Below are 24,464 nucleotides of genomic sequence, written 5' to 3'. Positions count from 1 at the left end.
GGTTTCGTAGGCACCAGCCTATATGAACCCCTGCCCGTACTGCTTCCCCTGCAGGCCCGCCTGATGTCCCAGGCGCTGCGCAAGATTACCGGTAACATCAAGAACGCCAACTGCCTGGTCATCTTCATCAACCAGATCCGTATGAAGATCGGTGTGATGTTCGGCAGCCCGGAAACCACTACCGGTGGTAATGCCCTGAAGTTCTACGCTTCGGTCCGTCTGGACATCCGCCGTACCGGCGCGGTCAAGGAAGGCGACGAGGTGGTCGGCAGCGAAACCCGCGTCAAGATCGTCAAGAACAAGGTCTCGCCTCCGTTCCGTCAGGCTGAGTTCCAGATTCTTTACGGGAAAGGTATCTACCGTAACGGCGAGATCATTGATCTGGGGGTATCTCAGGGCTTGGTCGAGAAGTCTGGTGCCTGGTATGCCTACCAGGGCAACAAGATCGGCCAAGGCAAAGCCAACGCAGCCAAGTACCTGGCTGAGAACCCGGCTATTGGTGCCGAGATCGAGAAGCAAATTCGTGAGAAGTTGCTGAAAGCGGGTGCTGCTGCTGAAGCCGGCAAAGCTGCTGCCGAAGCTGATGCCGATGACATGGCCGACGCTGACGCCGGTTATTGATTGCGCAGTAAATAGCCGAATATGTCTGCCGTACTCGACACCCCCGTCGCCATCCGGCGGACAGCCATGGACCTGCTCGCACGACGTGAGCACGGTCGAGTCGAACTGACGCGCAAGCTGCGTCAGCGCGGCGCTTCGGACGAGTTGATCGAGCCTGAACTCGATCGGCTCGCCGAAGAAGGGCTGCTTAGTGAAGCCCGCTACCTTGAGAGTTTCATCCGTTATCGTTCCGGTTCTGGCTATGGCCCTGCGCGTATTCGCGAAGAGCTATGCCAGCGTGGTTTGGCGCGTGCAGACATCGACCAGGCCCTGCGTGAAAGCGAGGTGAATTGGATCGAGCGTATGCGAGACGTGTGGCAGCGCAAGTTTGCCGGGCAGCGCCCGCAAGATCCGCGCAGCCGTGCCCAGCAGACCCGGTTCCTGGCTTACCGTGGGTTCTCCATGGACATGATCGGCCGTCTGCTCAGCGGGCGTGATCTCGACGATTATTGACGCTTGAAACTACAGTGAGACGTGCACGTCGCGAATAATCGGTTTGGGCGGTCTGCGCCCGGCCACCGATCAGGTGTAGGCGCAGCACAAGGTTGCCCCAGCAGGTAACACGCGAACTGTTACAAAAAAGCATCAACTCACTTTCAGCGCCTGCCTGGCCCTCTGCGTGGTATGCATGGGCTCTGGCTTTGCCCAGTTCTCCGGCAGATTGATGAAATCCACCAGCTCACGCAAGCGCCCCTGGTCCCGGCCAGTGAAGGCGAATGACAGGCGTGTCAGGTGGCTGTAATCGCCTACTTCGTGTTCGGCGCTGCTATCCGCTTGCTGGTGATATTTGCCACTCAGGCGCAAGTCGGCAAAACCTTCCTGAATGTCATACAGCGCCGCTTCGCTGAGCGGGTGATGCATGCGGATCACGAACTGGCTCTTCAACCAGCGGCTGGAGTGGTAGTTGCTGTAGAACTGGTTGATTTCCTCCACGGCCTCGTCGGCACTGTGTACCAGCCGCACCAGCTTCAGGTCGCTGGGCAGGATGTAGCGGTTCTCTTCGAGTTGGCGGCTGATGAAGTCCAGGTAGTCGTGCCAGAAGCTGTCGCCCGGCGAATCCAGTAGCACCACTGGCACAAGTGGGCTTTTGCCGGTCTGTATCAGGGTCAGTACCTCCAGCGCTTCATCCAGCGTGCCAAAGCCGCCAGGGCACAACACCAGGCCATCGGCCTCCTTGACGAAGAACAGCTTGCGGATGAAGAAAAAGTGGAACGGCAGAAGTTTGTCGGTCCCGTTCACCGTCTGGTTGGCATGTTGCTCGAAGGGTAAAGTGATGTTGAAGCCCAGGCTGTGCTCGCTGCCGGCCCCTTCGTGGGCGGCAGCCATGATGCCGCCGCCGGCGCCGGTGATGACCATCAGGTCGGAGCGCGCCAGAGTGGCGCCCAGTTCGCGGGCCAGGGCGTACATCGGATGCTCCGGTGGGGTGCGTGCCGAGCCGAACACGGTCACCTTGCGTCGGCCTTTGTAGCGCTGCAGGGTGCGAAACGACTGGTCCAGTTCGCGCAAGGCCTGCAGGGTGATCTTGGCGCTCCAGCGGTCGCTGTCGTCATGGGCCATGCGCAGGATGGTCAGCATCATGTCGCGGTAGAGCGGCAGGTTAGGGCTGTTGGGGGCAACCAGTTGCAGTTGTGCTTCGATATTGCTCAGGTCGATATTGTTGTCGCGGAAGTGGCTGAACAGCAGTTCATTCGAATGGTAAGGCATGCGACGTCTCCTTCTGCACCAATACCTCTGACCTCAATCTAGACCCTTGCGCCCGATCGTGCCGACGTGATCGGCGCAGCCGCCTGTCGGCCTGCGGCCATCGGCAGCACGGGTTTGGTTAACTGGTAGAGCGAAATGTGTCGATGCAGGAGGTGGCGGTATGCATCGCTTGGTCATCGAAGTGGACCGGCAGCTCTACCAGCAGCTGGAGAACGCCGCCCAGGTGCATCACCTGAGCCTTGAGGCCGAGTGCCGTCGCAGGCTGTCGGGGCTGGAGTGCCGGTCGCGATACTTGCAGGCGCTGTTGGCGGAGATGCGCGCCGATGCCGCTGAAGGTGGCTGGCGCGCTCATGAGGACGAGAAGGTGTAGCGTTAACGCTGTGCTTACTTCTTCTTGTTGCCGGCCAGGCAGCTGGCGTTGTCGAAGGCTTGGTCCATGACTCGCTGGTTGGTTTTGTAGACTGTGAAGCGGTAGACCATGACCGCGCCCTTGGACATCAGGTTGCGGAAGCCGTTGTTGCGGCACACGCTGTCGCCGAGCTGGCTACGCACCTGCTCAGGGTTGGCCTGCATGCGCTCTGCGTGGCTCTGGCGTACGCTCAGATGGTTGACCAGCGCCTTGCCTTCAACGGTGTAACCCTGATCGAGGATGTCCTCGTTGATCGCACGCGGGGTGCCGACGCTGCTCTCTTTGGCGACCTTTTGCAGCAGGGTGTTCAGGTCGTAATCCTGCTTGGATGCCGCCTGGGCTGCCAGAGGCAGTGCGAGCAGCAGGCTCAGGGCGGGGGCGATAAGGCGCAGCATGAGTCTCTCCTGGTTCGATGACTGGCGCTTTGACATGCGCGGGTCAACGGCGTTCCGTGGAATTGCGTGCGGCGAGGTCCGGCACGGCAAAAAACCGATTATAAGGAGCGCTGTGCCGGCTGCACAGCAATTGCCACCCGTTCTGGTAAACTGGCTGCCTTGTTTTCTCCGAGTCATCCTTGTGCCCATTTCCAATCTGTCCAGAGGCCTGCCGGCATGAGCCATGCGGTAGCGCGTCTGCGTGCCGAACGCCTGGCCCGCAGCAACAAGCCTTTCATCGCCCGTGGCTCGCGTGCCGAGCGTTGCCCGGAGTGCCGGGTCATCGCTACCCATTGCCTGTGTGCCTGGAAGCCTCGGGTGCAGGCTGACGCAGGTGTGTGCCTGCTGATGCACGACACCGAGCCGCTGAAACCCACCAACACTGGCTGGTTGATTGCCGACCTGATCGAAGACACCTGGGCCTTCGGCTGGTTGCGCACTGCGGTTGACGAGCGTCTGCTGGCCTTGCTCGATGACCCGCGCTGGCAGCCCTATATCGTATTTCCGGGCGAGTTCGTTGCCCAGGAACGGGTGGTCAGCGAGGTGGTGCGCGAGCCGGGCAAGCGTCCACTGTTCATCCTGCTGGATGCCACATGGACCGAAGCGCGCAAGATGTTCCGCAAAAGCCCGTACCTGGACCGCTTCCCGGTGTTGAGCCTGCAAGCCGAGCAGATGTCGCGCTACCGCCTGCGGCGCTCCAAGCGCGATGATCATTTCTGCACGGCGGAAGTTGCGGCCATGTGCCTGGACCTTGCTGGCGACAGCCAGGCTTCGCAGGCGCTGGATGCCTACCTGGATGTGTTCAGCCTGCATTACCTGAGCGGCAAGCGGCGGTTGCCGCTTGACGAGCAGGACGACATCCACCAGCGTTTGCATACCTTCCTATAGTCCAAGGGGCATAACCCCTGCTTTGGTTCATAATGACGGAGCTGGCAGCCGGGGTGGGCGAGGCGGCAGGGCGATTGGCTTGATCACCCTGCACCGTGCTCGTCATCCTTGGTGCCGATTCCCGCCGGGCGCTTCCCTTCCTCTCGAGTGCCTGGCACAGAACAGGATCCTTAGATCGATGGCCACATACGAAATCCTGATTGCCGATGACCACCCACTGTTCCGTGGCGCCCTGCGCCAGGCCGTTACCCTCGGGCTTGGCTCCGATGTGCGTCTGGTCGAAGTCGCAAGCATTGCCGAACTGGAAACCCGCCTGAGCGAAAAAGCCGACTGGGACCTGGTGCTGCTGGACCTGAACATGCCGGGTGCCTACGGTTTTTCCGGTCTGGTACTGCTCCGCGGGCAGTACCCGCAGATCCCCGTGGTGATGGTTTCGGCACAGGAAGAGGCCGCCGTGGTGGTCAAGTCCCGCGAGTTCGGCGCCAGTGGTTTCATTCCCAAGTCCAGCACCCTGGAAGTGATCCAGGATGCGGTGCGCAAGGTGCTTGACGGCGAGGTCTGGTGGCCGCCGCAGGCGTTCGAAAAGGTAGATGTTTCGGCCGAGGCAAAGGCCGCCAGCGAAGGCTTGGCCAGCCTCACGCCCCAGCAGTTCCGCGTACTGACCATGGTCTGCGAAGGCTTGTTGAACAAGCAGATCGCCTATGAGCTGAGCGTATCGGAAGCGACTATCAAGGCTCACGTTACCGCGATCTTCCGCAAACTGGGCGTGCGCACCCGGACCCAGGCTGCGTTGCTGCTGCAACAACTTGAATCGGTTGCCAGCAACTGACTGCGCGTGGCTTCACGCTTTTTTGACCCGAGCCGGTCTAGTCTGCTGGCCTTTCTGCTGTGAAGTGACTCACATGACATCGCCATTCAAGGGCCAGACCGGCCTCAAACGCATCTTCAACGCCGCTGGCTACTCGCTGGACGGCCTGCGTGCAGCCTTCAAGGGCGAGGCCGCATTCCGCCAGCTGGTGCTGCTCAACGTGCTGCTGATCCCGATCGCCTTCTGGCTGCCGGTCAGCCGCGCCGAGCGGGCAATCATGATCGCCGTTTGCCTGCTGGGGCTGATCGTCGAGCTGTTCAACTCGGCGGTGGAGGCGGCCATCGATCGCATTTCGCTGGAGCGCCACCCCCTGTCGAAAAATGCCAAGGACATGGGCAGCGCCGCACAGCTGGTGGCCCTGACCATGGTGGCGCTGGTGTGGGGTGTGATCCTGCTTTAAGCGATCGGTGGCAGCACGATTTCGTCGCTGCGGGTAAAGCCCGCAGTGAAGTTGCGGCATAGCTCGAGAAACTCACGCATGGCCGAGGTCTGGTACTTCTGTTTGTGCCAGATGAAGTAGAACTGGCGCAGCAGGTCCAGTTCCGGGGTTTCCACAGGAACCAGACTGCCACGGCGGAAGGCGTCACGCAGGGCCAGGCGTGAAATGCAACCGATGCCCAGGCCCGACTCCACCGCGCGCTTGATCGCTTCGGTGTGTTCCAGCTCCAGGCGAATATTAAGGTTGGCGCGGTGATGGCGCATGGCCTGGTCGAAGGTCAGGCGCGTGCCTGAGCCTTGTTCGCGCAGGATCCACGCCTCTTGCGAAAGGCTTTCGATATCGGCGCGGCCCAGTTTCGCCAGTGGGTGCTGTGGCGCACAGAACACCACCAGTTCGTCCTCGACCCACGGCTGAACCTCCAGGTCGGGGTGATTGCAGTCGCCTTCGATTAGACCCAGATCAATTTCGTAGTGCGCGACCTGTTGCACGATATGCGCAGTATTTTGAACATGCAGTTTTACCTGGCTTTCCGGGTGCGTCTGCATGTAGTTGCCGATCAGCAGGGTGGCCAGGTAGTTGCCGATGGTCAGCGTGGCGCCGACCGCCAGCGAGCCGAAACCGGATTTGCCGTTGAGCAAGTCTTCGATTTCCTTGGCCTGGTCAAGCAGGGCTACTGCTTGTGGCAGCAGCTGATGGCCAAGGGCATTGAGGGCCAGGCGTTTGCCGGCACGGTCGAACAGCTGGCAGCTCGATTGGCGCTCAAGTTCGGTGATAGAGGTGCTGGCAGCCGACTGCGACAGCGCCAGCAGGCTGGCGGCCCGAGAGACGCTTTGGTGCTGGGCGACGGCGACGAAGACTTGCATTTGACGGAGTGTGAATCGCATATCGATATAACCGATAACACATATCTTGATAATCCAGTTAACAGATATTGTCGCTGCCCCTAAACTATTGCGCAACTGTGCGCTTTGCGCGCGCGTTTTTCTTCAGGAGCCCCATCGATGAGCAACATGAACCACGAACGTGTCCTCAGTGTGCACCACTGGAACGACACCCTGTTCAGCTTCAAGTGCACCCGCGACCCGGGCCTGCGCTTCGAGAACGGTCAGTTCGTGATGATCGGCCTGCAGCAGGACAACGGCCGTCCGCTCATGCGTGCCTACTCCATCGCTTCGCCGAACTGGGAAGAGCACCTTGAATTCTTCAGCATCAAGGTGCCGGACGGCCCGCTGACCTCGCAGTTGCAACACCTGAAGGAAGGCGATGAGATCATCATCAGCAAGAAGCCTACCGGCACCCTGGTGCTCGACGACCTGAATCCTGGCAAGCACCTGTACCTGCTGAGCACCGGCACTGGCCTGGCGCCGTTCATGAGCGTCATCCAGGACCCGGAAACCTACGAGCGCTTTGAAAAAGTGATCCTGGTGCACGGCGTGCGCTACGTGAACGAAGTGGCCTACCGCGAGTTCATCACCGAGCACCTGCCGCAGAACGAGTTCTTCGGTGAGTCGGTTCGCGACAAGCTGATCTACTACCCGACCGTGACCCGCGAGCCGTTCGAAAACCAGGGCCGTCTGACCGACCTGATGCGCAGCGGCAAGCTGTTCAGCGACATCGGCCTGCCGCCGATCAACCCGCAAGACGACCGCGCGATGATCTGTGGCAGCCCGAGCATGCTCGACGAGACCAGCGAAGTGCTGGACAGCTTCGGCCTGAAGATCTCCCCGCGCATGCGCGAGCCGGGTGACTACCTGATCGAGCGTGCCTTCGTCGAGAAGTAAGGCGCAGATGGGTTCAGGAAGGCGACTCTCGGGTCGCCTTTCTTATGCCTGGGATTTGTGCATTGCCTGTTCCGGCCCTTTCGCGGGTAAACCCGCTCCTACAGGTGCAGCGCACGTCTCGGGAATTGTACGAACGCTGTAAGAGCGGGCTTGCCCGCGAAGGGGCCGGTGCTGGCAAACCCGGTCTATTCGACCCGCGTCTCACCGCTGTACACCAGGATTTCCCGACACCGCTTGCACAGGTATCGTCGCCCCTGGCGCACCAGCCTGTGCCGCTGCGCGGTAAACGGGAAATCGCTTTTCGGGCATGGGCAGCGGTAGATATAGCGGGTCACTGCGCGCCGTTGCACGTCATAGTTGTGGCAACGATTGGGCGGCAGCTCATAAACCCCGCGCATGATCAATTGCCACTCTTCACCGTGGGCCTGGATGCGGTCGCCAAACAGTTGGTGGGCAACCAGGTGTGCCACTTCATGGGCCACGGTCTGGCGCAGGAAGTCTTCCTGGTTTTCGCGGTAGAGCTGCAGGTTGAAGCGCAGCAGATTCTCGTGCAGGTGGGCGACACCGGCTTTTTGCCCGCGCAGTTTGAAGCTGACTTCCGGGCGCGGGAAGCGGCGTTTGAAAAAGGCTTCGGCTTGCTGGTAGCAGGTTTCGACGCGTTGTTTGAGCTGCTCGGGCATGGCGGGGCGGTTCTCCTGGCCAGGCATTATGCCGCAAGCGCAGGTGGCTTGCCGAGTCACCGGTCAGCGCACAGCCAGAGGCCGCCTCGCGGCGGCTCCTGGTTGATGCCCCAGTGTTGTTTCAGTCTGTTTTAGTTGGTGTAGACGGGCCCCACGCCCAGTCCCCAGATAATGACGGTAGCGGCCATGATAGCCACCAGTACCACCAAGCCTACTGCCAGCACCGAGCTGGAGAACAGGAAGCCTTCATCTGACGGTATGTTCATGAACGTTGGCAAGCCGACATACAGCAGGTATACCGTGTAGCAGATAGCGGCAGTGCCGATCAGCATGCCCAGCCAGAGATGCGGGTAAAGCGCCGCCAGGCCGCCGATGAACAAGGGTGTGGCGGTGTAGGTGGCAAAGGCGATGCATTGCGCCATGGACGGGTTGGCATCGTAGGTTCGGGCCATCCAGTGGATGAACGCGCCCATTACTGCCACCCCGGCCAGCATGGCCAGGTATGACATGATGCTCATCCAGATAGCGCTTTCCATGGTCAGCATCACTGCTGGTCGGTCACCGATCACCCAGCCAACCTGGGTAGTGCCGATAAACGCCGAAACGGCAGGAATCGCCGCGAGGATCAGGGTGTGCGTAAGGTACATGTGGCTGATGGTTTCTTCTTCGCCACGAATCTCCCGCCATTCCTGATCGGGATGGGTAAACAGCCCCACAACGTGATGAATCATGCCGATCACTCCTCTCAATGTTGCCAAACGCCCCCCAGATGGAGCGCAAGCGGCCCGAGGCCCTGACACCGATGCAAGCGGTAATGTGGCCTTATGTGGCAGTATAGGAAGCCGTTCCCCGCATAAGCCGGGCTTTTTAGAGCAAATTGCGCTGTAAGCGGTGCTGTTGATTACATTGAAGTCTTTATCGGAATGCCTACAGTGATGCTGCGTTTGTGCGTAAAATAGCCGGCTTTTGTCACACCTCGCGGATTCAAGCGCTATGGGCACCCTCTCGGTCAACCAGAACAAACTGCAAAAACGCCTGCGTCGTCTCGCCGGCGAAGCCATCACCGACTACAACATGATCGAGGATGGCGACAAGGTCATGGTCTGCCTGTCCGGCGGCAAGGACAGCTACACCATGCTCGACGTTCTGTTGCACCTGCAGAAGGTGGCACCGATCACGTTCGAGATCGTGGCGGTGAACATGGACCAGAAACAGCCGGGCTTCCCTGAGCACGTATTGCCGGCCTACCTCAAGGAACTGGGTGTCGAGTACCACATCGTCGAGAAGGATACCTACTCGGTGGTAAAGGAGCTGGTACCCGAAGGCAAGACCACCTGCTCGCTGTGTTCGCGCCTGCGCCGCGGTACCCTGTACACCTTTGCCGACGAAATTGGCGCTACCAAGATGGCGCTGGGGCATCACCGCGACGACATCGTCGAAACCTTCTTCCTCAACATGTTCTTCAACGGCGCGCTCAAGGGCATGCCGCCGAAGCTGCGCGCCGACGACGGCCGCAACGTGGTGATCCGCCCGCTGGCCTACTGCAGCGAGAAGGACATCCAGGCCTACTCGGACATGAAGGAATTCCCGATCATCCCGTGCAACCTTTGCGGCTCGCAGGAAAACCTGCAGCGCCAGGTGGTCAAGGACATGCTGGTGGAGTGGGAACGCAAGCACCCGGGCCGTACCGAGAGCATCTTCCGTGCCCTGCAGAACGTGGCACCGTCGCAGTTGGCCGACCGGAACCTGTTTGACTTCACCAGCCTGAAGATCGACGAAAACGCTACCCCGCGTTTCCTCGACGTGCTGAACATCTGAGCCCATGCGCGATTACCAGTGGTTGCATGAGTACTGCCTGAACCGTTTTGGTTCGGCCCAGGCGCTGGAGGCTTTCCTGCCGCAGCCGCGCACGCCGGCGCAACTGCGCGACATCAGTGACGACCGCTACCTGTCGACGCTGGCCTTGCGGGTGTTTCGCGCCGGGCTCAAGCACAGCCTGGTGGACGCCAAGTGGCCGGCGTTCGAGCAGGTGTTCTTCGGCTTCGATCCGGAGAAAGTGGTGTTGATGGGCGCCGAGCATCTGGAACGGTTGATGCAGGATGAGCGCATTATCCGCCACCTGGGCAAGCTCAAGAGCGTGCCGCGCAATGCGCAGATGGTGCTGGATATCGCCAAGGCGCATGGCAGTTTTGGGGCATTCATCGCCGACTGGCCAGTGACCGACATTGTCGGCTTGTGGAAGTACCTGGCCAAGCACGGCAACCAGTTGGGTGGGTTGTCGGCGCCACGGTTTTTGCGCATGGTCGGCAAGGACACGTTCATCCCAACCGATGACATGGCGGCGGCGTTGATTGCGCAGAAGGTGATCGACAAGCAGCCGACCAGCCAGCGTGACCTGGCTTTGGTGCAGCAGGCGTTCAACCAGTGGCATGCAGAGAGCGGGCGGCCGCTGTGCCAGTTGTCAGTGATGCTGGCGCATACCGTCAACCATTGAGTCTTGTGTTGCTCCCATTCGCGGGCACGCCCGCTCCCACCAGTACTGCACAGGCCTTAAGCGCGGTGCGATTCCTGTGGCAGCGGGCACGCCTGCGAAAAATCTAACTGCCTTCGCCCGCCATGCGCCGCTCATGCTGGAACTTCCAGCGCACGTACAGTAACCCGGCAATGAACAGCCCCAGGCTCACCAGCACTTCAAGCCAGCCGAATACCGCCCGGGCCGGGTCGAACGCCGCCAGCACGCCCTTGATGAAATAGATGTTCACCACGAAGCAGGTCCAGGCATGCGCCCGGGCGCTGCCTTTCAGCATGCCTGGCAGCAGTAACAGCAACGGCACCAGTTCGATCGCCAGAATCACCTCGACCCGGGCCCCATGCAGGTTGGCGAACCACAGGTTGTTCACCACCAGCAGGGCGATCAGGCCGAAGAAGCATGCCAGGCTCAATGCCCGGGTCAGGCGCAGGCGTGGTACCAGCCATTGCAGCGGCGGCAATACCTTGGGCTTTCTAGCCACGCGTGGCCTCCAGGGCCTTGGCCGTGGTTGCCAGGCGTTGGCCCAGGGCGCGGCACAGGGCGATTTCGTGGGGGTCGAGTTCGCGCTTGCCATCGGCGCCTGCGTGGTGGCTGGCGCCATAAGGCGTGCCCCCGCCACGGGTCTCGAGCAGTGCCGACTCGCTGTAGGGCAAGCCCATCACCAACATGCCGTGGTGCATCAGCGGCAGCATCATCGACAGCAAAGTCGTTTCCTGGCCGCCGTGCAGGCTGGCGGTGGAGGTGAACACGCCAGCCGGTTTGCCGACCAGTTCACCGCCTAGCCAAAGGCTGCTGGTGCCATCCAGGAAGTACTTGAGTGGCGCTGCCATGTTGCCGAACCTAGTCGGGCTGCCCAGTACCAGGCCTGCGCAGTGGCGCAGGTCATCAAGGCTGGCGTACAGCGCACCACTGGCCGGAATATCCGGGGCCACCGCTTCGCATTCGGTGGAAATAGCCGGCACCGTGCGCAGGCGTGCCTCCATGCCGGCCAGCTCGATACCGCGGGCGATGTGCCGGGCCATTTCGCTGGTCGCTCCATGGCGGCTGTAATACAGCACCAGGATGTAGGGCGCGCTCACGGCAGGATCTCCAGCACTTTTTCTGGCGGACGACCGACCACGGCCTTGTCACCGGAAACCAGGATCGGCCGCTCGATCAGCTTGGGGTGCTGGGCCATGGCCTCGATCAGTTGCGCGTCGGTCAGTGCCGGGTCGGCCAGGTTAAGCGTTTTATATTCGTCCTCGCCGCTGCGCAGCAATTGGCGCGGGGCGATGCTCAGCTTGCCGAGCAGGGCCTTGAGGGTGGCAGCGTCGGGCGGGGTTTCCAGGTAGCGCACGATGGTCGGGGCCAGGCCGCGGGCTTCGAGCAGTTCAAGGGCGCCGCGGGATTTTGAGCAGCGCGGGTTATGATAGAGCGTGAGGTCAGTCATGTCGGGTCGCATCCAGCTGGGTGTGGCGGCTATTCTAACCGCAGCGACTGACCAATTTGCTTTAAAACTCGAGAAGGATTGACCCATGGCAAGGCGTCTGGCAGCAGTACTGGCCATCACCGCGAGCCTGTTGCTCGGTGGTTGCGGTGCCGATTACGGCGTGGACCAACACGGTAATACGGTTAAGGCCGAACAGATCGAAGGGCACTGGCTGGTGCTCAACTACTGGGCTGAGTGGTGCGGGCCGTGCCGTACCGAAATCCCGGAACTGAACGCAGCGGCCAAGCAGTGGGCGGCTGATGGCGTCAAGGTGGTGGGGGTGAACTTCGATGGCCTGCAGGGGCAGGACCTGAAGCAGGCTGCCGAAACCCTGGGTATCGGTTTCACCGTGCTGGCCCAGGACCCGGCCGAGCGCTATGACCTGCCGCGCAGCGAGGCGTTGCCGGTGACCTACATCATTGACGACAAGGGCAAGGTGCGTGAGCAGTTGATGGGCGAGCAGACCCTGGAAGGGTTGCAGGCCAAGATCAAGGCCCTGAAAGGCGCCTGATGCCGGAGGGGCCGCTTTCGCGGCCCTTCGCGGGCATGCCCGCTCCCACAGGGGGACAGTCCAAACTGTGGGAGCGGGCGCGCCCGCGAAGGGCCGCAAAGCGGCCCCGGCAATCCTCAGCCTTCCTCAGGCCAGAAGCGCAGCGGCTTGCCTTCGGCCGGCCAGAAGCGTATCTGCTCCACCGGTGACACATCCCAACGCTCAACCGTTTCCAGCGCCTGCAGGAAGCGCTTTTCCTGTTCCATCAGCGCGGGTGCGCACAGCTTGCGGGTCTTGCCGACCTTACCAAAGCTGAGGTGTTCGCCATCCAGCGTGTAAGGCGCAAACCAGTGGTTGCAGCCGCCGTTGCCATAGGCACGGCCGTCGCTGGCCAGGGTCAAGGTCAGGTGGCTGTAGTCGATCAGTGGTCGTTCGCCAATCCACTCCAGCACGTAGCTGCGCTCCTGCTGCAGCTTGGAAGGTTCTGTGGCGCAGCCGAGCAGGCCGGTTGCAATCAGCACGCCGGTCAGCAGATTTTTCACTCGGCGCTCTCCTGGCAACGTGGGCACAGGTGTTTTTCGCCACGGCTGGTCCAGCCCAGCTCTGCAATACGGGCGCTGGCCGCCGGTTGACGAGCTGCCTTGCCGAGCTTGGCGTCTACCGCGAACTCGAAGCCCAGCACCGCATCGCAGTTATCGCATTCGACCTGCCAGGTGAGGATTTCCAGCTCGTTGAACACCGGGCCGCTCGCCACGGCAACCCACTGGCCGCGTGGGTTGATCAGGTGGCGCACGCTTTCCACGGTCAGGCGCATGGACAAATCCTTGCTGCCCTTGAGCGTGACCAGCAGGCTGTCGCCTTTGTGCATCGAGCCGCCGTTGCCAGTGACCTGATAGCGGCCCGGCACCAACGCACGGCACTCGATCAGGGTGTGTTGCGGGTTGAAAAGGGTGTAGCGAAAATCGTGTTCGACCATGGGTCCTCCAGAAATGCCGCGTATCCTAGCACTAACCCATCACCAGATTCTGTGGATTGCCTGCCGCCCAGCGGTTGATGTTGTGCAGTGTGGTCGCGGCAATGGCATCCAGCGCCTCGCGGGTGAGGAAAGCCTGGTGGGCGGTGATGATTACGTTGGGGAAGGTCAGTAGCCGAGCCAGCACATCGTCTTGCAAGGGCAGGTCGGAGCGGTCCTCGAAGAACAGTTGGGCTTCTTCTTCGTAGACGTCCAGGCCCAGGTAGCCAAGCTGGCCGCTTTTCAGTGCGTCGATCAGCGCAGGGGTGTCGACCAGCGCACCGCGACCGGTGTTGATCAGCATGGCGCCGGGCTGTAACTGGGCCAGGCTTTGCGCATTGATCAGGTGGCGAGTGTGCTCGGTCAACGGGCAGTGCAGGCTGATGATGCGGGCTTCGCGCAACAGCTCGGGCAGGGGCATGTAGCGGGCGCCAAGGGCCAGCAGCTCCGGGTTGGGGTAGGGGTCGTACGCCAGCAACTGGCAGCCGAAACCGGCCATGATGCGGGCAAAGGCGGCACCGATCTGGCCGGTACCGACCACCCCGACGGTTTTGCCGTGCAGATCGAAGCCGGTGAGCCCGTGCAAGGTGAAGTCACCTTCGCGAGTGCGGTTGTAAGCCCGGTGCAGACGCCGGTTGAGTGCCAGGATGAGCGCCACGGCATGCTCGGCAACCGCGTGTGGCGAGTAGGCCGGCACCCGCACCACGGTCAGGCCCAAGCGCTCGGCGGCGGCCAGGTCGACGTGGTTGTAGCCGGCCGAACGCAGGGCGATCAACCGCGTGCCGGCGGCGGCCAGGCGCTGCAGCACCGGCGCGCCGAGATCGTCATTGATGAAGGCGCAGACCACCTCAAAGCCATCTGCCAGGGCGGCGGTGTCGAGCGTCAGGCGGGCGGGCTGGAAATGCAGCTCCAGGGTGGTGCCGCGGGCAGCCTCGGTGAAGCTTTCCTGGTCGTAGTGCTGGCTGCTGAACAACAGGACGCGCATGGTGGGGCTCCTTGGGTTGGTTGCTGGCTGTGAGATCGAGCGCCGCCCGCGCGGTGCAACGCGAGCTCCTACGTTTGTTTCGGCCCAATTATTCCTGAGGATGTGCGCGCGAGCATTTTGCTGCATGGCGCGATATCACGTTGGACGAACAAAGCGGTCGCGCGCGTCTGGCACAGGCGTTACTGGCCCGAAACAAACGTAGGAGCGAGCATGGCTCGCGATGCGCCGCGCGGGCGGCGCTCGATCTCACAGGCGCCGCATGCTCCAAGCCAGGCCCCATGCGCTCACACATTCAGCCGGGCCTGCGCAGCCAGGCGACCGATCGCTGCATCCAGTTCATCCAGGGCCTGCTGCGCCAGCAGACTGTCCTGCTTCAGCAATGTCTCGCTACGCTGACACGCTGCCCTTAATTGCGGCACACCGCAATAGCGCGAGGCACCGTTCAGACGGTGTACTTGCTCGATCAGGCCATTGTGGTCGTCGGCTGCGCGGGCGGCGCGTATGGCTTCGCGGTCGGTATCCAGCGAGGCCAGCAGCATGCTCAGCATGTCAGCCGCCAGATCTGGCTTGCCAGCGGCCAGGCGCAGGCCCTCTTCGGGGTCGAGTACCTTCAGTTCGTCACCGTTGGGCAGTAGCTCGGCCTGCGCCTGCTGGGGTGTGCCCAGGCTCAGGCCGGTCCACTTCATCACCACCTGGGCCAGTTGCCGTTCGCTGATCGGTTTGGTCAGGTAGTCGTCCATACCGCTGTGCAATAACGCGCGCTTCTCGTTGGCCATGGCATGGGCCGTGAGGGCGACGATCGGAAGGGGGTTGCCGCTTTGGGTGTTTTCCCATAGGCGAATCTGTTCGGTACAGGCGCGGCCGTCCATGCCGGGCATCTGCACATCCATCAGCACCAGGTCGAACAGCTCGTCCTGCACGGCCTGTACCGCCGCATAACCATTGTTGACGGCCAGTACCTCGGCACCCAAGTCTTCGAGCAGGGTTTTTACCAGCAGCAGGTTCGCGGCGTTGTCGTCGACGCAGAGTATTTTCGGTCGGCGCTGGCCATTGACGCTGTTGACATCGGCCAGCGGGCGACGTGGTTGTACCAGTTCCAGCAAGAGACGCCGCAGCTTGCGGGTACAGGTCGGCTTGGACAGCAACTGGCCATGGCCGTTGGGCAGGTATGGGTGGTAAAGCGCCTGTTCGGTGGTCGGGCACAACACCACGCATTGGCAGTGGTAACGCTCGAGCTGCTGGTGATAATGGCCCAGTTGCTCGGGCGACAGGTTACCCAGGTTAGCCCCGAGCACGGCGAACTCGAACGGCAGGCCAGCCTGGCTGGCGGCCTGCACCCCTTGCAGCAACAGGTCATAGGAGCCGAACAGGCTCACGCTGAGGCCGCAGTCTTCCAATTGGTGTTCCAGCGCCTGGCGTGCCAGTTCGTGGCCATCGACAATGGCGGCACGGCGGCCAAGCAACGGCTGCGGTGGCAGGGCTTCGACATCGTCATGAGCCTTGGGCAGGTTGAGGCTGATCCAGAACTGCGATCCTTCACCCGGGGTACTGTCGACGCCGATCTCGCCGCCCATCTGTTCGATCAGGCGCTTGGAAATCACCAGCCCCAGGCCGGTGCCGCCGGGCTGGCGGGCCAGTGAGTTGTCAGCCTGGCTGAAGGCCTGGAACAGTGTGCGCACATCCTGTGGTGACAGGCCGATGCCGGTGTCCTGCACGCTGATGCGCAACTGCGCGCAGTCTTCGTGCTCGTCTTCCAGCATGGCGCGCACGACGATGGTGCCTTCGCGGGTGAACTTGATGGCGTTGCTGACCAGGTTGGTGAGAATCTGCTTGAGCCGCAATGGGTCGCCAACCAGGGAAGCAGGCGTGTCGCGGTAGATCAGGCTCAGCAACTCCAGCTGCTTGGCGTGGGCGGCCGGAGCGAGGATGGTCAGGGTGTCCTGGATCAGGTCACGCAGGTTGAACGGTATGCTGTCGAGCACCAGCTTGCCGGCCTCGATCTTGGAGAAATCGAGGATCTCGTTGATGATCCCCAGCAAGTTGTCAGCAGATTTCTCGATGGTGTTCAGGTAGTCGAGCTGGCGCGGTGTCATCTCGCTTTTTTGCAGCAGGTGGGTAAAGCCGAGGATGCCGTTGAGCGGGGTGCGGATTTCGTGGCTCATGTTGGCCAGGAACTCCGACTTGATACGGCTGGCCTCAAGTGCCTCTTTGCGCGCCATGTCCAGCTCGATGTTCTGGATTTCGATGGTTTCCAGGTTCTGGCGCACGTCTTCGGTGGCCTGGTCGATGCTGTGCTGCAGTTCTTCGTGGGCGTTTTGCAGGGTTTCGGCCATGCGGTTGATGCCGTGGGCCAGTTCGTCCAGCTCATGGCTGCCCATGGTTGGCAGGCGTTCTTCGAGGTGGCCGTCCTTGAGCTGATTGACCGCGTGCTTGATGCGTTCGATGGGGTCGTTGATGGTGCGGCTCATTCGCAGCGCCAACAGGCCGCTGAGTGCCAGGCAGGCGAGGATCAGCAACAGGCTGGTAAACAGGTTGCGGTAGCCGCGCAGCAGCGTGCCGTCGTGCGACAGCTCGATCTCTACCCATCCCAGCAGGCGCTCGGCTTCGGCCGGCACGGCGTCGGTGGCCAGGTCGCGATGGTGGCCGAACACGGGCATCAGGTAGCGGGTGGCGTCGTTACCGCTGCGCTGCAGGAGTTGGGTGCCAGTACCGCCGCTGGGCGGCAGGTTGAGCATGCTCGGGCCTGCGTGGGCCAAGCGCTTGCGGTCGGGGGCCAGAAACGCAACTGCGCGCACATCGGCCTGCTCCAGGGTTTGTGCGGCAATTCTCTCCAGTTGCGCAGGCGCGAGCCGGGCCATGGCGGGTGCGGCCAGTGGCGCCAGTTGTTCGGCGATCATTTTGCCGCGCTGCAACAGCTGGGTGCGCAGGTCGTTCTGTTGCAGCCAGGTGAAATAGCTACCCAGCACCAGGGCCATCAAGCCGGCCGGTAGCAGTGCCAGCAGCAGGACCCGACTGCGGATTCCCAAACGATCGAGCACACTCGCCTCCTTTGATGTGCCTGGATGCCGTCAAGTGGTAACGGCCAAGCCGCGAAGTTACTCCGCCTGCCGCACCATTGCATCTCTTTAGTATGTGTCATGCGCTGTTGCCGGGGTTATGGTCACAGCGCGGTTGCCTGGCAGGTGGCGAATACTCAATAATCGCTCAATTGAGAATTAGTGGCAGTTGCCAATGAATCCTGTAGCTATTTACAACTCCAACATCCTTGCCATCGAGGACGACCCGGTTCTTGGCGCATATCTGCAAGAAGAGCTGCAGCGCGGCGGCTTCCAGGTCACCTGGTGCCGCAATGGCCTGGAGGGCCTGGAAAAGGCTGGCCGCCAGGCTTTCGATGTTGTGCTCATGGATATACTGCTGCCCGGGCTTGACGGGCTGGACGCCTTGGCACAATTGCGCAGGCGCAGCGCCACGCCGGTAATCCTGATGTCGGCGCTGGGGGCCGAGGCCGACCGTATCAGCGGCTTTCAGCGCGGCGCCGACGATTACCTGCCCAAGCCATTCAGCATGGCCGAGTTGCAGGTGCGCATCGAGGCGATTCTGCGCCGCGTGGCCCTGGAACGGCGGCATCAGGGCCCGCTGGAACCAGCCAACGGCGGCGGGCTGCAGTTCGACGAGGGGCTGTGTGACGTGTGCCTGGATAGCCGCCTGGCGGGCCTGACCCCCAGCGAATATCGCCTGCTGGACATCCTGAACCGCAACCTCGACGAGGTCCTCAGCAAGCCGTTCCTGTACCAGCAGGTGTTGCAGCGCGGCTATTCACGGCATGACCGCAGCCTGGACATGCACGTCAGCCAGATCCGCCGCAAGCTAAAGGGCATTGGTTATCACGAACGGCAGATCCGCACCGTGTGGGGCAAGGGTTACGTGCTCAGTGCCGGCGAGGCGGAGTGAACCATGCTCGACCGCCATTCGCTGTTCTGGAAGCTGGCCGTCTTGCTGGTGGGCTTCTGCCTGCTGATGATCGGCCTCAGTTACACCTGGGGCCGGCACATGGAAACCCAGAACGCCTTCCTCTCGGAGCCGGCACGGCAGACCTTGCGAGGTTATGCCGCCGAAGCTGAGCAGGCCTGGCGCAACGGCGGGCGGGCAGGGCTGGACCAGTGGGTGGCGGCCATGCATCAGCGCGAACGGGGCTGGGTGGGCGTGCTCGACATCAACCTGCGCCCGCTCGACAACGCCACACTCAACCCGCAGATCATGCAGCGTCTGACACGCCTGCGGGGTGTCGATTGGCCGATGAGTCGGCGTAGCGTCGACCAGCCGTGGGTGCGCATACCGTTCCCGGGGGCCCCGGAGCAGGGGATGCTGGTGATCGAACTGCCGCAGCGCTTCAATCCGGGCCAGCACCGCTTGCTGTGGCGCATCGTCACCAACGGCATCATTCCGGGGCTGTTCACTTTGCTGTTGTGTGTAGGCCTGTACCGCATGTTGATCGTGCCGCTGAATCAACTTCGCGAGCAGGCCAATGCCTGGCGGGCCGATCAGCTGTCGGCCCGCCTGGACTCGCGCACCATCGCCCGGCATGACGAGCTGGGTGAGCTGGCGCGTGCCTTTGACCAGATGGCTGAGCGGCTGCAAGGCACGGTGGCTATGCAGCAGCAGTTGCTGCGCGACCTGTCCCACGAAATGCGTACGCCGCTGAGCCGGCTGCGGGTGGCCTGCGATGGTGAAACCGACCTGCAGCGTCTGCGTGATCGCCTGATCCGTGAAGTGGACTGCATGCAGCACCTGGTCGAAGACACCCTGCAACTGGCCTGGCAGGACGCCGAGCGTGCACCGATGAACCTGGAACCGATCGAGGTCCACGCCTTGTGGGAGTTGCTGGCCGAAAATGCCAGCTACGAGAGCGGCTGGTCGCCTGCGCAATTGCGCTGCGAAGTACCGGCCGACTGCTGGGTGCAGGGCAACCTCAACCACCTGGCTCAGGCGCTGGAGAACATGTTGCGCAATGCCATTCGTCACTCGCCGGCCGAGGGTGTGGTGCGGCTGGGAGGCCAGCGCGAAGGCGGTTATTGGTGGCTGTGGCTGGAGGATGAAGGCGGCGGTGTGGCTGAAGAGGACCTGGAGCGGATCTTCGCGCCGTTCTCGCGGCTGGACGGTTCTCGGCCGGGGGATGGGGGCTTCGGTCTGGGCTTGAGCATCGCCCGCAGTGCCATTCAGCGCCAGGGCGGGACCTTGTGGGCGCAGAATGGCAAACGCGGGTTGCGCTTGTGGATGAGGTTGCCGTTGCATGTGCCGGCCTTTTCGCGGGTAAACCCGCGCCTACAGGGATCCGCTAGCCTTTAGGCGCGTTTTTACCCGCGAAGAGGCCCGCACATGTCTCACCGTTATAGCTTGTAGCTATATGCACTACAGATTGCGTGATATGGCCGCGAAGGGTTTGCCGGTATGATAGGCACCCCGCCGTCCGGATTGCGAAATACGCCCATGACCGTGCAGTACCCAACCATCGCCGATTGCGTCGGCAATACGCCACTGGTTCGCCTGCAGCGCATCGCTGGCGAAACCAGCAATACCCTCCTGCTCAAGCTTGAAGGTAACAATCCCGCCGGCTCGGTGAAGGACCGCCCGGCACTGTCGATGATCGCTCGCGCCGAACTGCGGGGCCAGATCAAGCCGGGCGATACCCTGATCGAAGCCACCTCCGGCAACACGGGCATTGCCCTGGCGATGGCGGCGGCGATCAAGGGCTACAAGATGATCCTGATCATGCCCGACAACTCCACCGCCGAGCGCAAGGCCGCCATGACGGCCTATGGCGCCGAGCTGATCCTGGTGACCAAGGAGGAGGGTATGGAAGGCGCCCGTGACCTGGCCGAGAAGCTGCAGGCCGAAGGCCGTGGCCTGGTGCTCGACCAGTTCGCCAACGGCGACAACCCGATCGCCCACTACAACAGCACCGGCCCGGAGATCTGGCAGCAGACCCAGGGCACCATTACCCATTTCGTCAGCTCCATGGGTACCACCGGTACCATCATGGGCTGCTCGCAGTACCTCAAGGAACAGAACCCCGCGGTGCAGATCATCGGCCTGCAACCGATGGAAGGCTCGGCCATTCCGGGCATTCGCCGCTGGCCCGAGGAATACCTGCCGAAGATCTTCGACGCCACCCGGGTCGACCGCGTGGTCGATATGTCGCAGCAGGAAGCCGAAGACACCACCCGTCGCCTTGCGCGTGAAGAGGGCATTTTCTGCGGCGTGTCTTCTGGTGGTGCGGTGGCGGCCATGTTGCGCCTGTCCCGCGAAGTGGAAAATGCCGTGATGGTTGCGATCATTTGCGACCGCGGCGACCGTTATCTGTCCACTGGCCTGTTTGATCCACGCTAAATGTCCAAGAAAAAAAGCAACAGCGGCCTGCGCTTCCAGCCGGCCGGCGGCAATCGCACCCCCCAGGTCCCCGTGGGCAAGAAGCAGCGCCTGGACATCGAGCGCCTGGCCGGTGACGGCCGTGGCATCGCCTTCCTCGACGGGCGTACCTGGTTCGTCAGCGGCGCTTTGGCCGGTGAGGTCGTGGAGGCGCGGGTGCTCAACGCCCGTGGCAAAGTGGTCGAAGCCCGCCTGGAGCGGTTGCTGCAGGCCGGGCCCGAGCGCCGTGAGGCGCCATGTCGCTACTACGCCCGCTGCGGTGGCTGCAACCTGCAGCACCTGCCGCACGAAGCGCAACTGGCGCTGAAGCAGCGCACCCTCGCCGAGCAGCTGCAGCGGGTGGCCGGCGTGCAACCCGAGGAATGGGCCACCCCCCTGAGCGGGCCGGAATTTGGCTACCGGCGCCGGGCCCGTGTGGCTGTGCGTTGGGACGTCAAGGCGCGTCAACTGGAGGTGGGCTTCCGCGCCGAAGCCAGCCAGGACATCATTGCCATCGACGATTGCGCCGTGCTGGTACAGCCCTTGCAGTCGATTCTGCGCCACTTGCCGACTGTGCTGCGCTCGTTGAGCAAACCGCAGGCGCTGGGCCATGTGGAGCTGTTCAGTGGCACCGCCGAGGCGGTTCTGGTGCGCCACGTCATGCCGTTGCCGGCTGAGGACCAGGCCAGGCTGCAAGCGTTCTGCGAGCAGGCCAATGCCCAGCTGTGGCTGCAAGGCGAAGGTGAGCCGGCGCCAGTGGACCCAGCGGCGCAGTTGGGCTTTGCCCTGGCACCCTGGCAGCTGGAGCTGGCCTGGCGCCCGGGCGATTTCGTGCAGGTGAATGCCCAGGTCAATACCGCGATGATCGAGCAGGCCTTGGCCTGGCTCGCGCCACAGGCCGACGAGCGTGTGCTGGACTTGTTCTGCGGGCTGGGCAACTTTGCCCTGCCGCTGGCTCGCCAGGCGCGTGAGGTGGTGGCAGTGGAAGGTGTACAGGCCATGGTCGATCGGGCCGCGGCCAATGCCCGGAACAACAATGTGCATAACGCACGGTTTTTTCAGGCCGATTTATCGCAGCCTTTGGCAGGCACCGGATGGGCCGCCGAGGGCTTTTCTGCGGTACTCTTGGATCCACCGCGCGACGGTGCTTTCGAGGTGGTGCAAGGCATCGCCCGCCTCAAGGCCAGAAGGCTGGTCTACGTATCGTGCAACCCGGCCACGCTGGCGAGAGACGCCCAAGTGCTGGTCGGCCAGGGGTACCGGTTAAAAAGGGCCGGGATTCTCGACATGTTTCCTCAGACGGCGCATGTCGAGGCCATGGCGTTATTCGAAGCGGGCTAGCTGACTGGCCCCTTGGTGCGGTTGCCACGGAAGGGCGGCCGCACGGTGATCGCCAGCACACCCGTATGGTGTGCTGCATGGAAAGGTAAAACAAAGATGGTACAGGTGAGAGTGCACCAGCCGGTCAACACAGACGGCAGTATCAATCTCGAAGCATGGTTGGACCATGTGGTAAGCGTCGATTCGGCACTGGATCGCGCAGCGCTGAAAGAAGCCTGCGAGTTTGCTCTTGAGGTAGAGAAAAAGGGCAACCCGGCCAAGCATTCCTGGGCGGATGGTACGTCCAGCTTCCAGGCTGGCCTGGAAATCGCCGAAATTCTGGCTGACCTCAAGCTCGACCAGGATTCCCTGGTGGCTGCGGTCATCTACCGTTCGGTGCGCGAGGGCAAGGTCACCCTCGCCGAGGTCAGCCAGTGTTTTGGCCCGGTGGTGTCCAAGCTGATCGACGGCGTACTGCGCATGGCCGCCATCAGTGCCAGCCTCAGCCCGCGACAGTCGCTGGTGCTGGGCTCGCAGGCGCAGGTCGAGAACCTGCGCAAGATGCTGGTGGCCATGGTCGACGACGTGCGCGTGGCACTGATCAAGCTGGCCGAACGCACGTGCGCAATCCGTGCGGTCAAGTCCGCCGACGATGAGAAACGCCTGCGCGTCGCACGTGAAGTGTTCGATATCTATGCGCCACTCGCGCACCGCCTGGGTATCGGTCACATCAAGTGGGAGCTGGAAGACCTTTCTTTCCGCTACCTGGAGCCCGACCAGTACAAGCAGATCGCCAAGCTGTTGCATGAGCGGCGGCTGGACCGCGAGCGCTTCATCAGCGACGTGATGACCCAGCTGCAGAACGAGTTGCTCGCCACTGGCGTAAATGCCGACATCAGTGGTCGGGCAAAACATATCTATTCGATCTGGCGCAAGATGCAGCGCAAAGGCCTGGAGTTCAGCCAGATCTACGACGTGCGTGCGGTGCGCGTGCTGGTGCCGGAAATCCGCGACTGCTACACCGCGCTGGGCATCGTGCACACCTTGTGGCGGCATATTCCCAAGGAGTTTGACGACTACATCGCCAACCCCAAGGAGAACGGCTACCGCTCCTTGCACACGGCGGTAATCGGCCCTGAGGGCAAGGTGCTGGAAGTGCAGATCCGTACCCACGGCATGCACGAAGAGGCCGAGCTTGGGGTATGCGCGCACTGGCGCTACAAGGGCACCGACGTCAAACCCAGCTCCAACCACTACGAAGAGAAGATTTCCTGGTTGCGCCAGGTGCTGGAGTGGCACGAAGAGCTGGGCGACATCGGTGGCCTGGCCGAGCAGTTGCGGGTCGACATCGAGCCTGACCGGGTTTATGTGTTCACGCCCGACGGCCACGCCATCGACCTGCCCAAGGGCGCCACGCCACTGGACTTCGCCTACCGCGTGCACACCGAGATCGGCCACAACTGCCGCGGCGCCAAGATCAACGGCCGTATCGTGCCGCTGAACTACAGCCTGCAGACTGGCGAGCAGGTGGAGATCATCACCAGCAAGCACGGCAACCCCAGCCGTGACTGGCTGAACTCCAACCTGGGCTACGTCACCACCTCGCGGGCGCGGGCCAAGATCGTCCACTGGTTCAAGTTGCAGGCCCGCGACCAGAACGTTGCAGCCGGCAAGACCTTGCTTGAGCGCGAGCTCAGTCGTCTGGGCCTGCCGCAGGTTGATTTCGAGCGCCTGGCCGAGAAGACCAACGTCAAGACTGCCGAGGACATGTTTGCCGCACTCGGTGCTGGTGACTTGCGCCTGGCTCATCTGGTCAACGCTGCCCAGCAGTTGCTGGAGCCCGAGCGTATCGAGCAGATCGAACTGGTGCCGCGCAAGCCTACCGGGCCGCGTACCGGCAAGCGTGGCGACATTCAGATCCAGGGTGTCGGCAATCTGCTGACACAAATGGCCGGCTGCTGCCAGCCGCTACCGGGCGATGCCATTGTCGGTTACATCACTCAGGGCCGTGGCGTGAGCATTCATCGCCAGGACTGTGCCTCGGTACTGCAACTGGCGGGCAAGGAGCCAGAGCGCATGATCCAGGTGAGCTGGGGGCCGATCCCGGTGCAGACCTACCCGGTCGACATCGTCATCCGTGCCTACGACCGCCCGGGTCTGCTGCGCGATGTGTCGCAGGTGCTGTTGAACGAGAAGATCAACGTGCTGGCGGTGAACACCCGTTCGAACAAGGAAGACAACACCGCGCTGATGTCGCTGACCATCGAGATCCCTGGCCTGGACGCGCTGGGGCGCCTGCTGGGGCGGATCTCGCAGTTGCCGAACATCATCGAGACGCGGCGTAATCGTACCCCTTGAGACCGTGGCGCCAGCTTCGCGGGCTTGCCCGCT

The 24,464-nt window shown here is 62.4% G+C and carries 26 protein-coding genes and 1 pseudogene; 15 read left to right on the top strand and 12 right to left on the bottom strand.

What is annotated here, in order from left to right; genetic code table 11:
• Positions 1-48 precede the first annotated feature (48 nt).
• Together ACE4QZ_RS21110 and recX are read left to right on the top strand one after the other, a co-directional pair.
• Positions 49-621 (top strand): annotated as a pseudogene (locus tag ACE4QZ_RS21110) (DNA recombination/repair protein RecA); the annotation flags it as partial.
• 21 nt (positions 622-642) lie between these two features.
• On the top strand, positions 643-1,113 hold the full coding sequence (gene recX, locus ACE4QZ_RS21105; protein ID WP_021785872.1) for a recombination regulator RecX: 471 nt from the start codon (positions 643-645) through the stop codon (positions 1,111-1,113).
• 132 nt (positions 1,114-1,245) lie between these two features.
• Here recX and ACE4QZ_RS21100 read toward each other — a convergent pair whose 3' ends face one another.
• Complete coding sequence (locus tag ACE4QZ_RS21100) at positions 1,246-2,364, bottom strand: LOG family protein (protein WP_103462945.1); 1,119 nt, start codon at positions 2,362-2,364, stop codon at positions 1,246-1,248.
• A 160-nt stretch (positions 2,365-2,524) separates the two neighbouring features.
• Here ACE4QZ_RS21100 and ACE4QZ_RS21095 point away from each other — a divergent pair, with 160 nt between their 5' ends.
• Positions 2,525-2,734, top strand: coding sequence for a hypothetical protein (locus tag ACE4QZ_RS21095; protein WP_021785870.1), 210 nt, complete (start codon positions 2,525-2,527; stop codon positions 2,732-2,734).
• A 14-nt stretch (positions 2,735-2,748) separates the two neighbouring features.
• Here ACE4QZ_RS21095 and ACE4QZ_RS21090 read toward each other — a convergent pair whose 3' ends face one another.
• Positions 2,749-3,168: a quorum-sensing-regulated virulence factor family protein gene (locus ACE4QZ_RS21090; protein ID WP_410480168.1), complete on the bottom strand. Its 420-nt coding sequence runs from the start codon at positions 3,166-3,168 to the stop codon at positions 2,749-2,751.
• A 216-nt stretch (positions 3,169-3,384) separates the two neighbouring features.
• Here ACE4QZ_RS21090 and ACE4QZ_RS21085 point away from each other — a divergent pair, with 216 nt between their 5' ends.
• The 3 genes from ACE4QZ_RS21085 (at position 3,385) to ACE4QZ_RS21075 (ending at position 5,363) form a co-directional block, all read left to right on the top strand.
• On the top strand, positions 3,385-4,095 hold the full coding sequence (locus ACE4QZ_RS21085) for a tRNA-uridine aminocarboxypropyltransferase (protein WP_021785868.1): 711 nt from the start codon (positions 3,385-3,387) through the stop codon (positions 4,093-4,095).
• A 178-nt stretch (positions 4,096-4,273) separates the two neighbouring features.
• A complete protein-coding gene (erdR, locus tag ACE4QZ_RS21080) occupies positions 4,274-4,924 on the top strand; it encodes a response regulator transcription factor ErdR (protein ID WP_010952699.1) in 651 nt (216 codons plus the stop codon).
• Between the two features lie 73 nt (positions 4,925-4,997).
• Entirely contained in the window at positions 4,998-5,363 is a 366-nt protein-coding gene (locus ACE4QZ_RS21075) for a diacylglycerol kinase (RefSeq protein ID WP_010952700.1), read from the top strand.
• Here the strand turns inward: ACE4QZ_RS21075 and finR are convergent.
• Entirely contained in the window at positions 5,360-6,286 is a 927-nt protein-coding gene (gene finR, locus ACE4QZ_RS21070; protein WP_003252379.1) for a LysR family transcriptional regulator FinR, read from the bottom strand. The two genes, ACE4QZ_RS21075 and finR, sit on opposite strands and share 4 nt — an antisense overlap.
• Positions 6,287-6,403: 117 nt before the next feature.
• On the opposite strand from finR, the gene fpr reads away from it, so the two are divergent.
• A complete protein-coding gene (fpr, locus tag ACE4QZ_RS21065; protein WP_003252381.1) occupies positions 6,404-7,183 on the top strand; it encodes a ferredoxin-NADP reductase in 780 nt (259 codons plus the stop codon).
• A gap of 185 nt (positions 7,184-7,368) precedes the next feature.
• On the opposite strand, the gene ACE4QZ_RS21060 is transcribed toward fpr, so the two are convergent.
• Together ACE4QZ_RS21060 and ACE4QZ_RS21055 are read right to left on the bottom strand one after the other, a co-directional pair.
• On the bottom strand, positions 7,369-7,863 hold the full coding sequence (locus tag ACE4QZ_RS21060) for a SprT family zinc-dependent metalloprotease (protein ID WP_021785867.1): 495 nt from the start codon (positions 7,861-7,863) through the stop codon (positions 7,369-7,371).
• Positions 7,864-7,994: 131 nt separating this feature from the next.
• Positions 7,995-8,594 carry a Yip1 family protein gene (locus tag ACE4QZ_RS21055; RefSeq protein ID WP_003252385.1) on the bottom strand — a complete coding sequence of 200 codons (600 nt, stop codon included), beginning with the start codon at positions 8,592-8,594 and terminating at the stop codon, positions 7,995-7,997.
• A gap of 262 nt (positions 8,595-8,856) precedes the next feature.
• On the opposite strand from ACE4QZ_RS21055, the gene ttcA reads away from it, so the two are divergent.
• Both ttcA and ACE4QZ_RS21045 read left to right on the top strand, forming a co-directional pair.
• Positions 8,857-9,681 (top strand): tRNA 2-thiocytidine(32) synthetase TtcA, encoded by an 825-nt coding sequence (ttcA, locus tag ACE4QZ_RS21050; RefSeq protein WP_014592121.1) that lies wholly within the window; start codon positions 8,857-8,859, stop codon positions 9,679-9,681.
• 4 nt (positions 9,682-9,685) lie between these two features.
• Positions 9,686-10,357 (top strand): DNA-3-methyladenine glycosylase I, encoded by a 672-nt coding sequence (locus tag ACE4QZ_RS21045; RefSeq protein WP_010952703.1) that lies wholly within the window; start codon positions 9,686-9,688, stop codon positions 10,355-10,357.
• 103 nt (positions 10,358-10,460) lie between these two features.
• Here ACE4QZ_RS21045 and ACE4QZ_RS21040 read toward each other — a convergent pair whose 3' ends face one another.
• Genes ACE4QZ_RS21040 through arsC form a run of 3 tightly spaced genes read right to left on the bottom strand, consistent with a single transcriptional unit; the run spans position 10,461 to position 11,822 of the window.
• A complete protein-coding gene (locus ACE4QZ_RS21040) occupies positions 10,461-10,874 on the bottom strand; it encodes a DUF2069 domain-containing protein (protein WP_021785866.1) in 414 nt (137 codons plus the stop codon).
• Entirely contained in the window at positions 10,867-11,472 is a 606-nt protein-coding gene (wrbA, locus tag ACE4QZ_RS21035) for an NAD(P)H:quinone oxidoreductase (RefSeq protein WP_101196200.1), read from the bottom strand. The genes ACE4QZ_RS21040 and wrbA overlap by 8 nt, the downstream gene beginning before the upstream one ends.
• A complete protein-coding gene (gene arsC, locus ACE4QZ_RS21030; protein ID WP_021785864.1) occupies positions 11,469-11,822 on the bottom strand; it encodes an arsenate reductase (glutaredoxin) in 354 nt (117 codons plus the stop codon). Before arsC ends, wrbA begins: the two co-directional genes overlap by 4 nt.
• Before the next feature lie 85 nt (positions 11,823-11,907).
• Here arsC and ACE4QZ_RS21025 point away from each other — a divergent pair, with 85 nt between their 5' ends.
• Positions 11,908-12,372: a peroxiredoxin family protein gene (locus tag ACE4QZ_RS21025; RefSeq protein ID WP_010952706.1), complete on the top strand. Its 465-nt coding sequence runs from the start codon at positions 11,908-11,910 to the stop codon at positions 12,370-12,372.
• A gap of 116 nt (positions 12,373-12,488) precedes the next feature.
• On the opposite strand, the gene ACE4QZ_RS21020 is transcribed toward ACE4QZ_RS21025, so the two are convergent.
• From ACE4QZ_RS21020 to ACE4QZ_RS21005, 4 genes are all read right to left on the bottom strand, one after another.
• Positions 12,489-12,893: an META domain-containing protein gene (locus ACE4QZ_RS21020; protein WP_021782541.1), complete on the bottom strand. Its 405-nt coding sequence runs from the start codon at positions 12,891-12,893 to the stop codon at positions 12,489-12,491.
• Positions 12,890-13,327, bottom strand: a complete 438-nt coding sequence (locus ACE4QZ_RS21015; RefSeq protein WP_021782540.1) for a hypothetical protein — start codon at positions 13,325-13,327, stop codon at positions 12,890-12,892. Before ACE4QZ_RS21015 ends, ACE4QZ_RS21020 begins: the two co-directional genes overlap by 4 nt.
• Before the next feature lie 31 nt (positions 13,328-13,358).
• Positions 13,359-14,348, bottom strand: coding sequence for a 2-hydroxyacid dehydrogenase (locus tag ACE4QZ_RS21010; RefSeq protein ID WP_021782539.1), 990 nt, complete (start codon positions 14,346-14,348; stop codon positions 13,359-13,361).
• Positions 14,349-14,632: 284 nt separating this feature from the next.
• Positions 14,633-17,386 carry a response regulator gene (locus ACE4QZ_RS21005; RefSeq protein ID WP_084850385.1) on the bottom strand — a complete coding sequence of 918 codons (2,754 nt, stop codon included), beginning with the start codon at positions 17,384-17,386 and terminating at the stop codon, positions 14,633-14,635.
• A 193-nt stretch (positions 17,387-17,579) separates the two neighbouring features.
• Here ACE4QZ_RS21005 and ACE4QZ_RS21000 point away from each other — a divergent pair, with 193 nt between their 5' ends.
• The 5 genes from ACE4QZ_RS21000 to relA all read left to right on the top strand — a co-directional run bounded on the left by ACE4QZ_RS21000 (position 17,580) and on the right by relA (position 24,431).
• Positions 17,580-18,299: a response regulator transcription factor gene (locus ACE4QZ_RS21000; protein WP_021782537.1), complete on the top strand. Its 720-nt coding sequence runs from the start codon at positions 17,580-17,582 to the stop codon at positions 18,297-18,299.
• Positions 18,300-18,302: 3 nt separating this feature from the next.
• Complete coding sequence (locus tag ACE4QZ_RS20995) at positions 18,303-19,694, top strand: sensor histidine kinase (protein ID WP_103462944.1); 1,392 nt, start codon at positions 18,303-18,305, stop codon at positions 19,692-19,694.
• 141 nt (positions 19,695-19,835) lie between these two features.
• The gene (gene cysM / locus ACE4QZ_RS20990) at positions 19,836-20,735 is read left to right on the top strand and encodes a cysteine synthase CysM (RefSeq protein ID WP_003252416.1); all 900 of its coding nucleotides are present in this window, start codon (positions 19,836-19,838) and stop codon (positions 20,733-20,735) included.
• Positions 20,736-22,094 (top strand): 23S rRNA (uracil(1939)-C(5))-methyltransferase RlmD, encoded by a 1,359-nt coding sequence (rlmD, locus tag ACE4QZ_RS20985; RefSeq protein ID WP_021782535.1) that lies wholly within the window; start codon positions 20,736-20,738, stop codon positions 22,092-22,094.
• Between the two features lie 96 nt (positions 22,095-22,190).
• Positions 22,191-24,431, top strand: coding sequence for a GTP diphosphokinase (gene relA, locus ACE4QZ_RS20980; protein WP_021782534.1), 2,241 nt, complete (start codon positions 22,191-22,193; stop codon positions 24,429-24,431).
• Positions 24,432-24,464: the final 33 nt, after the last annotated feature.

The organism is Pseudomonas sp. DCA-1, from assembly GCF_046523955.1.
Classification (GTDB): domain Bacteria; phylum Pseudomonadota; class Gammaproteobacteria; order Pseudomonadales; family Pseudomonadaceae; genus Aquipseudomonas; species Aquipseudomonas putida_Y.
Note: the sequence above shows the minus strand (reverse complement) of the source record. Positions and strands in the feature narration are given on the sequence as shown.

Excerpts from the sequence above, each read along its gene's own strand:
- recX (WP_021785872.1), top strand. The coding sequence starts at position 643 with ATGTCTGCCGTACTCGACACCCCCGTCGCCATCCGGCGGACAGCCATG.
- ACE4QZ_RS21100 (WP_103462945.1), bottom strand. The coding sequence starts at position 2,364 with ATGCCTTACCATTCGAATGAACTGCTGTTCAGCCACTTCCGCGACAAC.
- ACE4QZ_RS21095 (WP_021785870.1), top strand. The coding sequence starts at position 2,525 with ATGCATCGCTTGGTCATCGAAGTGGACCGGCAGCTCTACCAGCAGCTG.
- ACE4QZ_RS21090 (WP_410480168.1), bottom strand. The coding sequence starts at position 3,168 with ATGCTGCGCCTTATCGCCCCCGCCCTGAGCCTGCTGCTCGCACTGCCT.
- ACE4QZ_RS21085 (WP_021785868.1), top strand. The coding sequence starts at position 3,385 with ATGAGCCATGCGGTAGCGCGTCTGCGTGCCGAACGCCTGGCCCGCAGC.
- erdR (WP_010952699.1), top strand. The coding sequence starts at position 4,274 with ATGGCCACATACGAAATCCTGATTGCCGATGACCACCCACTGTTCCGT.
- ACE4QZ_RS21075 (WP_010952700.1), top strand. The coding sequence starts at position 4,998 with ATGACATCGCCATTCAAGGGCCAGACCGGCCTCAAACGCATCTTCAAC.
- finR (WP_003252379.1), bottom strand. The coding sequence starts at position 6,286 with ATGCGATTCACACTCCGTCAAATGCAAGTCTTCGTCGCCGTCGCCCAG.
- fpr (WP_003252381.1), top strand. The coding sequence starts at position 6,404 with ATGAGCAACATGAACCACGAACGTGTCCTCAGTGTGCACCACTGGAAC.
- ACE4QZ_RS21060 (WP_021785867.1), bottom strand. The coding sequence starts at position 7,863 with ATGCCCGAGCAGCTCAAACAACGCGTCGAAACCTGCTACCAGCAAGCC.
- ACE4QZ_RS21055 (WP_003252385.1), bottom strand. The coding sequence starts at position 8,594 with ATGATTCATCACGTTGTGGGGCTGTTTACCCATCCCGATCAGGAATGG.
- ttcA (WP_014592121.1), top strand. The coding sequence starts at position 8,857 with ATGGGCACCCTCTCGGTCAACCAGAACAAACTGCAAAAACGCCTGCGT.
- ACE4QZ_RS21045 (WP_010952703.1), top strand. The coding sequence starts at position 9,686 with ATGCGCGATTACCAGTGGTTGCATGAGTACTGCCTGAACCGTTTTGGT.
- arsC (WP_021785864.1), bottom strand. The coding sequence starts at position 11,822 with ATGACTGACCTCACGCTCTATCATAACCCGCGCTGCTCAAAATCCCGC.
- ACE4QZ_RS21025 (WP_010952706.1), top strand. The coding sequence starts at position 11,908 with ATGGCAAGGCGTCTGGCAGCAGTACTGGCCATCACCGCGAGCCTGTTG.
- ACE4QZ_RS21015 (WP_021782540.1), bottom strand. The coding sequence starts at position 13,327 with ATGGTCGAACACGATTTTCGCTACACCCTTTTCAACCCGCAACACACC.
- ACE4QZ_RS21010 (WP_021782539.1), bottom strand. The coding sequence starts at position 14,348 with ATGCGCGTCCTGTTGTTCAGCAGCCAGCACTACGACCAGGAAAGCTTC.
- ACE4QZ_RS21000 (WP_021782537.1), top strand. The coding sequence starts at position 17,580 with ATGAATCCTGTAGCTATTTACAACTCCAACATCCTTGCCATCGAGGAC.
- ACE4QZ_RS20995 (WP_103462944.1), top strand. The coding sequence starts at position 18,303 with ATGCTCGACCGCCATTCGCTGTTCTGGAAGCTGGCCGTCTTGCTGGTG.
- cysM (WP_003252416.1), top strand. The coding sequence starts at position 19,836 with ATGACCGTGCAGTACCCAACCATCGCCGATTGCGTCGGCAATACGCCA.
- rlmD (WP_021782535.1), top strand. The coding sequence starts at position 20,736 with ATGTCCAAGAAAAAAAGCAACAGCGGCCTGCGCTTCCAGCCGGCCGGC.
- relA (WP_021782534.1), top strand. The coding sequence starts at position 22,191 with ATGGTACAGGTGAGAGTGCACCAGCCGGTCAACACAGACGGCAGTATC.